The organism is Taklimakanibacter deserti (assembly GCA_003574785.1).
This window is the reverse complement of the sequence record QORU01000003.1, coordinates 102,024-114,543: the sequence shown is the minus strand read 5'-3', so window position 1 is coordinate 114,543 and position 12,520 is coordinate 102,024. Positions and strand designations below refer to the sequence as shown.

Below are 12,520 nucleotides of genomic sequence, written 5' to 3'. Positions count from 1 at the left end.
CTGTTGAATGGTGCAGTCATGAAGTCAATTCTCGTCGCCGTCAGCGGCACCAGTTCCGATCTCTCCGTTCTCGATGCTGCGTATGCCGTAGCAGCGCCCCTGAAGGCGCATATCGAGTTCATTCATATTCCGCTCGCCGCGATCGATGTCGCGGATTTCAATCATCACATCGAGTTTGCGCGCGGGAGCGGGCTTGACGTCGCCCTGAGGGATACGCTGGCAAGAAGCAAGGATGCCGAAGCAAAAGCGCGCGCCCATGCAACGGACTTCTGCGCCTCCAGGAACATTCTTCGGATATCTCAGCCGATGTCGAGCGAGCAGGTGACTGCAAGTTGGATGGCAAATCCTGTCACTCCCGATGCCGACGGCTTCGTGCGGGCAACCCGCGCACATGATCTGACGGTGATTGGAAGGTCGGCCAGCAAACGCAGCTGGTCGCAAATGCTGTTGGAGGACCTTGCCATGGACTCCGGCCGCCCTATCCTGATCGTTCCACCCGGTGCGGCCAAGCTCAAGCTCGACAGGATCGCAGTCTGGTGGAAGGACCATAGCGCCGCGGCCCGGGCCCTGACCGCGGCTCTGCCGGTTCTTGGCGTAGCCCGCAAGGTCGCCATAGTCAGCGTTCTGGAGAACGGCAGCCAGACAAAGGAGTCGACCGAGAATGTCGCCCTTCAGCTCGGATGGCATGGCATCGAAGCCACGACCGAAGTCCATGCCCCTGATCATCGGCCGACGGTTGACGTTCTCTGGTCGGCAACCCTCGCCAGGCAAGCGGACCTCGTCGTCATGGGCGGCTTCAGCCGACCCAGAATTCGGGAGCTGATCTTCGGCGGCTGCACCCAGTCAGTGCTCGAGACCGGTGCGCGGTCTGTATTCTTGCTGCACTAAAGCGCGACGGCTTTACATCGAGTCGCCATCGCGCGTTATTCTTTTGTTTGCGCATGATCTTTTCGGAAAACCGGTATCCACTTTCCGGATCATGCGCTAAGATTTCGTCACCTTAGCCGTGAAGCTGTAGCCGACACCTCTTATGGTCTTGATCAGGCTCGATGTTTCGGAGCCTCCCCCCAGCTTCTTGCGCAGCCGCGAGATCTGGCTGTCGATGGCCCGGTCATTGGCGGCCCAGTCATGGCCCTTGAGCTGGTCCATGATCGCATCGCGCGACAATACGTGGCCGGGCCGCTTCACCAGCACGGCCAGGAGGTCGATCTCGGCTGTGGTCAATTGGCACAGTTTGCCCCCGGGCTCGCGGAGCTCGCGCCTCGTCAGATTGAATTCCCAATCATCGAACCTGTATATCAGTTCCGTAGCCGGCCCGGCTGTTCTTTCCTCTGTCTGGCTGCCGGTGCGCCGGAGAACTGTCCGGACCCGGGCGAGCATTTCCCTGAGATGGAAGGGCTTGGCGATGTAATCGTCGGCACCGATCTCGAGCCCCACCACGCGGTCGATCACATCTCCCTTGCCGGTCACCATGATGATGGGGATTTGCGATCCGGCACGCAGGTTTCGCGCAATCTCCAGACCGCTTTCGCTTCCGAGGGTCAAGTCGAGGGTTATGAGGTCGACATTGCCGCCATTCACGAGCTTCAGAAGCTCGGCTCCGGATGCTGCTTCACTGACACGGTAACCTTCCTGCTCAAAGCAATTCCGCAGAAGGGTGCGGATGGGCGCTTCGTCATCCACAATAACGATATGGGCTTGACCTTCGTTCACGACGGACTCGCGGGATTGGCATTTTGGCGAGAATTATCACAGGACACAAATCGCCACAAACCGGCACAATCGCGGCAAACCCCGGCAAGGCAAGGAGCGCTTCCTATGCACGCACAAGCGCTCAGGAGGGAACCATGCTCGCACTTGCCGCACATCCGACTTCGGGCCACCCAGCTCCGTCGCCCTTCGTCGATGGACTATGCAAAGGCTTGAAAACATTCGATGAAATGCTGTCCGGCCAATCTGCTCGGAAGCTCGAGCGAGGCCAACATCTCTTTCACCAGGGGGACGATGACCGCAATATCTACAAGATCGAATCGGGACTGGTCCGGCTCTATCGCATCCTGAACGACGGAAGGCGCCAAATCATCTCGTTGAGATTCGCCGGTGACGTCCTGGGATTCGAGGCCGGAAGCGAGCGCCACTATAGCGCGGAAGCCATCACGCCCGTGAGGGTCCGCAGCCTGGATGAAAACAGCACCTATCGTCGTCTTCGCGACGAGCCGGCGCTCGCGCCGCAACTGGTAAGCCTGCTGTCGCAGGAGCTCGAAAATGCCCGCGAGCAGATCGCCGTCCTGAACCGCCGTTCGGCCATCGAAAAGCTCGCAGCCTTCATCCTCGAGCTGCACCGCCGCCAGGGCGAGTGCGGCACGGTCGAAATCCCGTTGAGCCGTACGGACATAGCGGATTTCCTCGGCCTGACCATCGAGACCGTGAGCCGCAACCTGACCAAGCTTCGAACCAGGCGGATCATAGACCTGCCGCGGATTCATAGCCTGGTCATCGTCGATTTCGAGCGCCTGGAGGCCTTGGCCGAAGGTGAAGGCGAAGACTGGTAGGAGCCAACCGTGAAAGACAGAGCGCATCGGCGTTTCGCCCTGGCGGTCGTCGCCAATCTCGAAGACGCGCTGACCGTCACCCGACACCTGATACAGACGGATCTCGAACCGCAGCTCATTTCCGTCATCGGCCAGGAGGCAAGCTTCGCGGGCGAACGGCAGAACGCCACCGAGCTTGCGCGACTCGTGAGCCGGAGCGCGGCAACGCCCAAACTTCTGGTCGACTCGAACAGGATCGTGGTCCTGGCGCGCGATTGTGATAGCCTGCCCAGGGCCATCGCGAAGAACGCAGCTTCATTCGGAAAAACGCTGCTGCAGTGGCTACCCCCAGAGCATGCCGAGCGTCTGGCCGGCGCCGTCAACCGCGGTGAGTTTTTGCTCCTCGTCGAGGTGCACAGCATGGTCGATGAACGTGTTGCAACCAGGATCCTGCTGCGCAACTGCCGCGGGTCCGTCGAAGTGCACGATGTCGATGCAGCCGCGGATGAGCTTCGGCTGTGAGCGCAGGCGTGCTGAAGCTCCAAATGAGGAATTGCGCAGCTCGGCTATCGTCTTGATCACGCCGCCTGAGGGGCGCCAGAAGCCATGACCGCGCAGACTTCCATCGCTCCCGGGGGAACCGCCAAATCAGCAGCGAATACGAATATCAATCGCCCGCATGATTTGACCGCCGTCCTGCTGATAATCGCAACGGCAGGCCTCTGCCTCGGTCTTTGGTCGCAACAAATCGACAATCATGCCGCATCGGGCGTCATCTGGTCCGTCGCCACTCTTCCGGTGCTCCTGTCGTTGTTCGTCCAGATCGTGCAGAGTCTGAGGCGGGGGGATGTCGGTCTCGATATCGTTGCTGCTCTGTCGATGTCGGCAGCCTTGCTCTTCGGCGAGAACCTGGCCGCGAATGTCGTGGCCATCATGTATGCCGGGGGACAGTTCCTGGAGAGTTTCGCCGACAGGCGCGCCGGACGCGAGATGACCGCCCTGCTCGCCCGCGTGCCCCGTACCGCCATTCGCCAATCCAGCCATGGACTAGAGGAAGTGTCCTTGGAGCGGCTTATTCCCGGCGACCACGTCGTGGTGCGAAGCGGGGAAGTCGTGCCCGTCGATGGACATGTCCAAAGCGACGCAGTGCTCGACTATGCCAGTCTCACCGGCGAAGCCTTGCCGGTCAAGTGTGCGGACGGCGCGCTGGTGCTGAGCGGCGCAGGAAATGTCGGCCAGACCTTCATGATGACCGCACTGCGCACCGCTGACGAAAGCACCTATTCCGGCATCGTGCGCCTGGTCGAGCGCGCCAGGCTGTCAAAGGCGCCCATGACCCGCCTGGCGGATCGCTACGCAATAGTCTTCCTGGCCTGCACGGTCGCCCTGGCCGGCGCGGCATGGGCTTTCACGAGCGATCCCATTCGCGGCTTGAGCGTGCTGGTGGTGGCAACGCCTTGCCCTCTGATCCTCGCTGTTCCCGTGGCGATCGTCGCCGGTCTCTCGCGGGCGGCGAGAGCCGGCGTGCTGGTAAAAGGGGGAGCCATTCTCGAGATGATGGCGACGATACGCACGATTGTGCTCGACAAGACCGGCACGCTGACCGGCGGCACACCCAAGCTTGTCCTTGTCAACGTGGCCTCCCCCTCTTTGTCGGAGGATGAGGCGTTGCGCCTTGCCGCGTCACTCGACCAGGCGTCGACCCATCCGATCGCCAAGGCGCTTGTGGGCGAGGCAAAGCACCGGCATCTGGACCTCGCTTCTCCCACGCATGTCGTGGAAACTCCGGGTGAAGGATTGCGCGGCAAGGTCGAAGGCAAGACCATTGCCATTGGCGGCATCGACTATGTGGCCAAGCATGCACGAAAGAACCGCAAACTTCTCGCTTCGGTCAGCGCGAGCGCCGGAACGGTTCTCGCGGCCTTGGCCGTCAGTGGCAAAGTCGTGGCTCTCTTTGGCCTTGCGGACAAGCCACGCGAAGGCATTCCGGCGCTGCTTGACTCGCTGCGCGAAGCGGGCATCCGCCGCATCATCCTGGCCAGCGGAGACCGCCAGGCCGTCGCCGAGGAGATCGCGCGCGACCTGCCGTTCGACCTGGTGAGAGGCGACCTCGACCCTAACGCCAAAGTGGCGATCGTTCATGCCGAGGGCAAGCAGACGCCCGTCATGATGGTTGGCGACGGTATCAACGATGCCCCGGCCCTGGCGGCGGCGAATGTCGGGGTGGCCATGGGCGCGACCGGCGCCGCCGCCTCGTCGGAAACCGCCGACGTCGTCATTGTTCAGGATCGCCTGGATGCGCTTTTGCCGGCGATCAGGATCGCACGGCGCAGCCGCAACATCGCGCTCGAGAGTGTCACGATTGGTCTCGGCCTGTCCGGGATCGGCATGCTGGTTGCCGCTTTCGGCTATCTCACGCCGGTCCGCGGCGCGATTGTCCAGGAAGTCATCGATGTCCTGGTTATCCTGAACGCGCTTCGTGTGCTGAGATAGCCGACCATGAGCATCTATCGACTCGACAAGTTGTTCAACCCCAAATCGGTGGCGGTGATTGGCGCCAGCCCAAAGAAGCGATCGCTGGGGAGGGCTGTCCTCGCCAATCTCAAATCGGCAGGGTTCAAGGGCCGAATTGACGTAGTCAATCCCAATCATCCGCTCATAGACGATATCGCAACTTCACCTTCACTGGCCGCGCTTGGCGTTCTTCCCGACCTGATCGTGGTGACCGCGCCGGCACCCGCCGTGCCGCAGATCGTGGCGACAGCCGGTGAAGCAGGCGTGCCGGCGGCAGTCGTCATATCGGCCGGCCTGGGCCATGGCGCAGGCTCGCTCGCCGATCAAATGCTGAAAGCCGCGCGCAGGAAAGGCCTCAGAATATTGGGGCCGAATGGTCTCGGCCTGCTGGTTCCTCCGATCGGGCTCAATGCCAGTTTCGCAGCCCGGTCAGCCAATCCGGGGGATCTGGCTCTTGTCTCCCAGTCGGGCGCCATCGCCGCGGCCCTTGTCGAGTGGGGCGCCAGGCGCGCTGTCGGGTTCTCGGCCGTCGCATCGATCGGCGACGCTCTCGATGTCGATTTCGCCGATCTTCTCGATCATTTCGCCTTGGACCCCAAGACGAGAGCCATACTGCTCTATGTCGAAGCGATTACCAATTCTTCGAAATTTATTTCCGCCGCGCGGGCGGCGGCACGCATCAAACCGGTGATCGTCATGAAGGCCGGCCGCCATCACCAGGCTTCGCTCGCCGCCGCCACGCATACGGGCGCGCTGGCCGGCAGTGATGCCGTTTATGATGCCGCTTTCCGCCGTGCCGGGCTGCTACGCGTAGCCGATCTCGACGAGTTCTTTGCCGCAGCCGAGGGCCTGGGGAGGTTGCGACCCTTTCCCGGCCGCAGATTGGCCATTCTGACCAATGGCGGCGGCCTTGGCGTCCTGGCGACCGACCGTCTGGTCGATTTCGGCGGCACTCTCGCCGATATATCCTCGAAGACCATGGCGGCGCTCGACCATCGCCTGCCCGCAAACTGGTCCCGGGCCAATCCGGTGGACATCATCGGTGACGCGGATGCCGATCGTTATGGGGCGGCGCTGCAGGCGCTGCTCGAGGATGACGCCAATGATGCCATCCTGGTGCTGAACGTGCCGACGGCGCTTGCTTCTTCGAAAGCCTCAGCAGCGCAAGTCGCCAAGGTCGTGGCGGCGCATGGAACGCAAGCTTCCGGCAAGCCGGTTTTCGCCAGCTGGACCGCCGACGATGCGGATTCGGCCGAGCATTTCGAGGCGGCCAGGATCCCGCATTTCCCGACCGAAGCGAAAGCCGTGCAGGGCTTCATGCACTTCGTTCGCTATCGCGAGGCGCAAGAAGGTCTGACGGCGACGCCACCTCCCGTCTCGGATAATCCGAGACCTGACATCGAATCCGGACAGGCGATCATTACCAAGGCGCTCTCTCAAGAGCGCTCATGGCTTGATCCTTTGGAGGTAACCGCCCTGCTCACAGCCTATGGCATTCCGGTCGTGGAGGCGATTTTCGCAGCCGATCCGGAGGAAGCGATGCGCCACGCATCGCCTCTCCTTGGGAAGCATGCGGCAGTCGCGCTCAAGATCCTGTCCCGCGACATCATTCACAAGTCGGACATTGGCGGTGTTCATCTCAATCTCAAGACACCAAGCGAGGTTCGGGCTGCTGCTGCTGAAATCCTGGCGACCGCCCGCAAGGCGCGGCCCGATGCCGATATCGCCGGCGTCACGCTCCATCCCATGGTCACGCGGCTGCAGGCGAGAGAACTCATCGCCGGCATCGCCGATGATCGGACCTTCGGGCCGGTCATCGTGTTCGGCGCCGGCGGCATATCCGTCGAGGTCGCCAACGACAAGGCTCTCGCATTGCCGCCATTGGACCTGGCGATGGCGCGCGAGCTCATGGCCAGAACGAGAGTTTTCCGCCTTCTCGGCCAATACCGCAATGTGCGCGCTGCCAGGATCGACGCCGTTGCCGACATATTGACCAGGCTTTCTCAACTATCGGCGGACTTTCCCGAGATCCGCGAAGTCGACCTCAACCCGATGCTCGCCGACGCGGATGGCGCCGTGGTTCTCGATGCGCGCATTGCGATAGCCCGGTTTCTTCCGGAGGAATTCCGCGCTGCACCCAATACGCGCTTAGCGATCAGACCCTATCCGAGGCAATGGGAAAGCCACGAGAACCTCCGCGGCGGCGAGAAGCTGTTCATAAGACCGGTCAAAGCCGAAGACGAGCCGGCGCTGCTTTCCTTCCTCGAGAAGATCGATCAAGAGGATATCCGCCTGCGATTTTTCGCGCCCTTGCGCCATTTCAGTCATCATTTCATTGCCAGGCTGACCCAGCTCGACTATGGCCGGACGATCGCATTCCTGGCACTCGGCCGTGCTTCGGATGAGGTCCTCGGCGTGGTGAGGCTGCATGCCGATCCCGACCACAAAACCGCGGAATTTGCGATTCTGGTGAGATCAGACTTCAAGGGTCGCGGCTTGGGAACCAGCTTGATGAACCTGGCCGTCCGCTACGCCAGATCGGAAGGATATAGGGTCATCACCGGCGAGGTCCTGGCCGAGAACAAGGCGATGCTGCAGCTATGCCGGGAGCTGGGCTTCGAGAGCTCGCCAAATGAAGCCGGGATCCAAAGCGTGCGCCTTGTCCTTTCCCCGGAAGCGGCGAACCTCGCAATTGATCTGGATCATAGCCCGGAACCCGTCACACCTTAAGGTATTCGCCATATGTTACGATTGACTTCGGGTGCCATGTGCCATGGGAACCATTATTGGTGATAAACTGCAGGAAGAGGTGTTGGACTATCTCGGCAGTGCCGCCGCTCATGGCCTTGCCGACGCGCCTGTCAGGATCGACACGCACTGCTCGGTAGTCTTTCTCGCCGGTGAGAATGTCTACAAGGTCAAACGCTCTATCAAGCTGCCCTTCCTCGACTACTCTACCCTTGAGAGAAGGAAGCACTTTTGCGAACGCGAATTCGCCATCAATCACAAGCTGGCACCTCAGCTCTACAGGGGCGTGATAGCGATCAGGAGGGGTCCGGAAGGCCTGCACCTTGGCCGCTCGGGCGAAGTGGTCGAATGGGCGGTGCACCTGCAGCGCTTCGATGAGCGCCGGACTTTGGACCGGCTGGCCGATGCAGGAAAGCTCGACCCGCAGATCATCCGCGATCTCGCCGCGGCCGTGTCCGCGGCGCATTCCGCCGCCAAGGTGGTCAGGAACGGACATGCGACGGAGGCATTGGAAGTCGTCATTCAAGAGACGTTGAATGAGCTGCGCCAGGCGGCGGATATCTTCCCGCGCGCGACGAGCGAAGAAGTCAGCCGGGCGATGCGGGCGTCATTTTGCGAGGTTCGCGGCCTTCTGGCCATGCGCGAGGCTACCGGCCATGTAAGGAGTTGCCATGGCGATTTGCATTTGCGCAACATCGTACTGCTCAAGGACAAGGTGACCCTCTTTGACGCCATCGAATTCGACGACAAGCTGGCGACAACCGATGTTCTCTATGACCTCGCTTTCCTGCTGATGGATCTGTGGCACAGAAACCTCAAGAGCGAGGCAAACACAATCCTGAACCGCTACTTCTGGCACGCCGGCGACATGATCGATGAGCTGGCCGGTCTGAGCGCCCTCCCGTTGTTTCTCGGCCTCAGAGCGGCAATCAGGGCCAAGGTGGCGGCATTGAATGCGGCTCGATCTGTTACTTCGCGGCACGCAGCCATTGACGCCCGGCTTTATTTCGAGACCGCGCGCGAATTCCTGCAACCACACCACCCGACGCTGATCGCCATAGGTGGCCGCTCCGGCACCGGCAAGAGCACGCTTGCGGCTTGCCTCGCTCCCTTGGTCGGGCGCCCGCCAGGAGCAATTCATCTGCGAAGCGACATCGAACGCAAGCGCCAGTTTGGCGTCGCCGAGACCTTCCGGCTTGCGCCATCTGCATACGACCCACAGGTGTCGAACCGTGTCTATGAGGCGTTGGACAGGCAGGCTGAGGCCGCCTTGCGGTCGGGCCAAAGTGTGATTGTCGATGCCACTTTCCTGAGCGAATTCGAAGCAAATGCCGTGGCAGAGATCGCAAAACGGGCCAAGGTGAATTTTAGGGGCATCTGGCTCGAGGCACCAACGGGTCTGCTGATGCGCCGCCTGTTCAATCGTTCCAATGATGCCTCCGACGCTACGCCCAAGGTCCTCCGCCGCCAACCCGTTGCCGAAGCACCAGCTGGATGGGCGTGCTTGGATGCCTCCAACACGCCTGCGGAAATTCAATATGCCGCCACGCATTGCCTGGGCATCAAACCGTTCTTTGCGGACCGATTGGCCGGCTAAGCGCTTGATCTTGGTCAAATATTGCCTGGACCTCTCGCCTATAGTCGATCCCGGATTTTCGCGAGGAGACCGCAATGTCATACAAGACGATTTTGGTGAGCCTGAATGATCTTCAGCGCAACCACCCCCTCCTAGAGGCCACCGCTGGACTGGCTAGGGATTTGGAGGCCCATCTGCGAGCCATCTACGTCATTCCCGCCGTCGAGATCTACGATGGCGCCGGACCAGAGGCCACAATTTTCGAGGGCAACCGGCAATTGTTTACCCAGGCGGAGAAATCGGTCCGCTCGGCGTTCGACTCAGCGCGGGAGCGCTTTGGCATTCGCGGGGACATCATAGTTATCGACTCGACCTGGCCCGACATTACTGGTCACGTGATAGACCAGGCTCGCTTGACCGATATCGCCATCGTTAATCAGCCACCTGGGGAAAGCAGCTTCTCTGTTGTCGGCCGCAACTTCGTCGAGCGAATTCTTCTGTCGACAGGCCGGCCGACGCTAGTCTTACCGAGGGAGGGCAGAACGAGTTTTGGCGCCGACGTTGTTGTCCTGGGCTGGAGCGGCACTCGTGAGTCGACACGCGCGGCATTCGATAGTGTACCGCTCTTGAAGCGAGCCAAAAAAGTCGAGATCGTCTGGGTAGATCCGGAAAAGAACTATCCACATCCAGGCAGCGTTCCCGCCGACGTGCTTGCCGCCACCTTGTCGCGTCATGGTGTCAATACCGAAATCAGGCCTGCCTCGACCGGCGGGACAGAAGCGGGCGAGGCCCTGCTCACCGTCGTGGCTAACAGCGGCGCCGAGCTTCTCGTCATGGGTGCATACGGCCATTCACGTCTAAGCGAGATGATTCTGGGCGGCGCGACCAAGTCGGTTCTCAGGGGCATGAAATGCCCGGTGCTGTTTTCTCATTGATAGCCCGCCCGCAACCATACAACTCGCGAGTCGAGAAAGTCGCAATGACGACTGCGGAGCATGCGACGGTCGAGGTGCGGGTCGATGACATCGCCCAGCTCTTCGACACGCTCGATCCCTATCCCTTTCCGGAAAGGGATCTGAGCCGCGACGCCGAGGACTACATAGTTGGCTGGGCCCGCGAGCTTGCGTCGCATCTGCCTATCACGATCGTGATCCACTATCCGAATACGGCGCATCAGGGGCGCGCCTTTCAAGCCCTCAAACAGGCCATGGCTGGATTCTTCGCGGCGCGGTCGCGGTCCATTCAGCGAGATCTGATTTCAGGGGCCTCTGGCTCGATGCACCAACGGGTTTGCTGATGCGCCCGCCTGTCCAACCGTTCCAATGATGCCTCCGACGCTACGCCCAAAGTCCTCCGCGGCCAGCCTGTTGCCGAAGCACCAGCTGGATGGACGTGCCTGGATGCTTCCAGCACGCCTGCGGAAATTCAATATGCCGCCACGCATAGCCTGGGCATCAAACCGTTCTTTGCGGACCGATTGGCCGGCTAAGCGCTTGATCCTGGTCAAATATTGCCTGGACCTTTCGCCTATAGTCGGTCCCGGATTTTCGCGAGGAGACCGCAATGTCATACAAAACGATTCTGGTGAGCCTGAATGACCTTGGGCGCAACCAGCTCCTTCTGGACAGCGCCGCCGGGATGGCCCGCAGTTTCGGTGCTTTCTTGCTGGGCGTCTACGTCGTGCCGGCCATCGAGGTCTATGCCACCTTCGGGCTCGAGCCCGTGATTTTCGAAGGCAATCGGGATTTGTTCCAGAATGCGGAAAAGTCTGTCCGCGCCGCTTTCGATACCATCTTGAAGGATACGGGCCTTCACGGCGATATCAAAGTGATCAACTCGACAAGTCCGGCAATAGCGGGAGAGGTTATCGGCTGTGCCCGCAGATCCGACATCACCATTGTCCATCAGCCGTCGGAGAACACCGCACTGTCGGTTGTCGGTCGTGACTTCGTCGAGCGAGTATTATTGTCCACGGGCAGGCCGACGCTTGTCCTGCCGAGAAGCGGCAGGACAGATCTTGCCGCCAACCTCGCTGTCATCGGCTGGAGCGGAAGGCGCGAGGCGGCACGCGCGGTATTCGACAGCCTGCCGCTCCTGAAGCAGGCCAAAAGGGTTAAGGTGATTTGGGTGGATCCCGAGATGGAGTATCCGCATCCGGGGGGTCTGCCAGGCGCCGAACTCGCTGAGACTTTGTCGCGCCACGGCATAGAGGCGACAGTCGAACCGATCTCGACCGGCGGCCGCGAGGCAGGCGAAACCTTGCTGACCGCCGTCGCGGACAGCGGAGCTGAACTTCTGGTCATGGGCGCTTACGGTCATTCCCGTCTCAGCGAGATGATCCTGGGTGGCGCGACCAAATCGGTTCTCAGGGGTATGAAATGCCCGGTGCTGTTTTCTCATTGATTACCCGCAACCCGCAGCCGCACAACTCGCGGGTCGAGAAAGCCGCAATGGCGACTGCTGAGCACGCGGCAGTCGAGGTGCGCGTCGATGACATCGCCCAGCTCTTCGACACTCTGGATCCCTATCCCTTTCCGGAAAGGGATCTGAGCCGCGACGCCGAGGACTACATAGTCGGCTGGGCGCGCGAACTGGCGGCGCATCGGCCCATCACGATCGCGATCCACTATCCGAATACGCCGCATCAGGAGCATGCCTTTCACGCCCTCAAACAGGCCATGGTTGGATTTTTCGCGGCGCGGTCACGCTCCATTCAGCGAGATCTGAATGAACTGTTCCGTGTCGGGCGCTATTCGCTCGCCATCGGTGCCGTCTCGCTCATCGCGTGCCTACTGCTCGCCCAGCTGGCGACGCGCCTGTCCCTTGACCCTCCGCTTGGCCGGCTGATCGAGGAGAGCTTCTTGATCCTGGGTTGGGTCGCGAACTGGCGGCCGTTGGAGATATTCCTCTATGAATGGTGGCCGCTGGTCCGCAACCGCAATCTTTACCGGCGGCTGGCCGAGGCCCGGATCGAGGAGCGGCCTTACGATCCGGGGATGAATTGATTATCCAATACACGACGTCCACACCGTTTAAATTTTGCGCATCTTTCGTCGCGTCGGTTACTGCCTTCGAAACCCGGCGATGTTCGGCGCCTGCGCGGCGACCTCTGGTGAACAGGCTGTGGTTGGCTGGCGGGCTTTGATCTGGG

The 12,520-nt window shown here is 61.1% G+C and carries 11 protein-coding genes; 10 read left to right on the top strand and 1 reads right to left on the bottom strand.

The features are described from left to right. The first annotated feature begins 18 nt into the window (after positions 1–18). Complete coding sequence (locus DS839_RS06630; protein WP_119269518.1) at positions 19–888, top strand: universal stress protein; 870 nt, start codon at positions 19–21, stop codon at positions 886–888. 96 nt (positions 889–984) lie between these two features. On the opposite strand, the gene DS839_RS06625 is transcribed toward DS839_RS06630, so the two are convergent. Beyond that, entirely contained in the window at positions 985–1,713 is a 729-nt protein-coding gene (locus DS839_RS06625) for a response regulator (RefSeq protein ID WP_119269517.1), read from the bottom strand. A 134-nt stretch (positions 1,714–1,847) separates the two neighbouring features. On the opposite strand from DS839_RS06625, the gene DS839_RS06620 reads away from it, so the two are divergent. The 9 genes from DS839_RS06620 (at position 1,848) to DS839_RS06580 (ending at position 12,374) form a co-directional block, all read left to right on the top strand. Further along, on the top strand, positions 1,848–2,552 hold the full coding sequence (locus DS839_RS06620) for a helix-turn-helix domain-containing protein (RefSeq protein WP_119269516.1): 705 nt from the start codon (positions 1,848–1,850) through the stop codon (positions 2,550–2,552). 9 nt (positions 2,553–2,561) lie between these two features. Next, on the top strand, positions 2,562–3,053 hold the full coding sequence (locus tag DS839_RS06615; protein WP_119269515.1) for a hypothetical protein: 492 nt from the start codon (positions 2,562–2,564) through the stop codon (positions 3,051–3,053). A gap of 84 nt (positions 3,054–3,137) precedes the next feature. After that, positions 3,138–5,024: a heavy metal translocating P-type ATPase gene (locus tag DS839_RS06610; RefSeq protein ID WP_119269514.1), complete on the top strand. Its 1,887-nt coding sequence runs from the start codon at positions 3,138–3,140 to the stop codon at positions 5,022–5,024. 6 nt (positions 5,025–5,030) lie between these two features. Next, complete coding sequence (locus tag DS839_RS06605) at positions 5,031–7,775, top strand: bifunctional acetate--CoA ligase family protein/GNAT family N-acetyltransferase (RefSeq protein WP_119269513.1); 2,745 nt, start codon at positions 5,031–5,033, stop codon at positions 7,773–7,775. Positions 7,776–7,818: 43 nt separating this feature from the next. After that, positions 7,819–9,390, top strand: coding sequence for a bifunctional aminoglycoside phosphotransferase/ATP-binding protein (locus DS839_RS06600; RefSeq protein ID WP_119269512.1), 1,572 nt, complete (start codon positions 7,819–7,821; stop codon positions 9,388–9,390). A 74-nt stretch (positions 9,391–9,464) separates the two neighbouring features. Further along, entirely contained in the window at positions 9,465–10,304 is an 840-nt protein-coding gene (locus tag DS839_RS06595) for a universal stress protein (protein WP_119269511.1), read from the top strand. A 44-nt stretch (positions 10,305–10,348) separates the two neighbouring features. Further along, positions 10,349–10,666 carry a hypothetical protein gene (locus tag DS839_RS06590; RefSeq protein ID WP_119269510.1) on the top strand — a complete coding sequence of 106 codons (318 nt, stop codon included), beginning with the start codon at positions 10,349–10,351 and terminating at the stop codon, positions 10,664–10,666. A gap of 266 nt (positions 10,667–10,932) precedes the next feature. Next, positions 10,933–11,772: a universal stress protein gene (locus DS839_RS06585; RefSeq protein ID WP_119269509.1), complete on the top strand. Its 840-nt coding sequence runs from the start codon at positions 10,933–10,935 to the stop codon at positions 11,770–11,772. Continuing rightward, on the top strand, positions 11,748–12,374 hold the full coding sequence (locus DS839_RS06580; protein WP_368911271.1) for a hypothetical protein: 627 nt from the start codon (positions 11,748–11,750) through the stop codon (positions 12,372–12,374). Before DS839_RS06585 ends, DS839_RS06580 begins: the two co-directional genes overlap by 25 nt. Positions 12,375–12,520 lie beyond the last annotated feature (146 nt).

Coding starts and splice junctions, on each gene's coding strand:
- DS839_RS06585 (WP_119269509.1), top strand. CDS start 10,933: ATGTCATACAAAACGATTCTGGTGAGCCTGAATGACCTTGGGCGCAAC.
- DS839_RS06580 (WP_368911271.1), top strand. CDS start 11,748: ATGCCCGGTGCTGTTTTCTCATTGATTACCCGCAACCCGCAGCCGCAC.
- DS839_RS06600 (WP_119269512.1), top strand. CDS start 7,819: ATGGGAACCATTATTGGTGATAAACTGCAGGAAGAGGTGTTGGACTAT.
- DS839_RS06605 (WP_119269513.1), top strand. CDS start 5,031: ATGAGCATCTATCGACTCGACAAGTTGTTCAACCCCAAATCGGTGGCG.
- DS839_RS06630 (WP_119269518.1), top strand. CDS start 19: ATGAAGTCAATTCTCGTCGCCGTCAGCGGCACCAGTTCCGATCTCTCC.
- DS839_RS06620 (WP_119269516.1), top strand. CDS start 1,848: ATGCTCGCACTTGCCGCACATCCGACTTCGGGCCACCCAGCTCCGTCG.
- DS839_RS06590 (WP_119269510.1), top strand. CDS start 10,349: ATGACGACTGCGGAGCATGCGACGGTCGAGGTGCGGGTCGATGACATC.
- DS839_RS06595 (WP_119269511.1), top strand. CDS start 9,465: ATGTCATACAAGACGATTTTGGTGAGCCTGAATGATCTTCAGCGCAAC.
- DS839_RS06610 (WP_119269514.1), top strand. CDS start 3,138: ATGACCGCGCAGACTTCCATCGCTCCCGGGGGAACCGCCAAATCAGCA.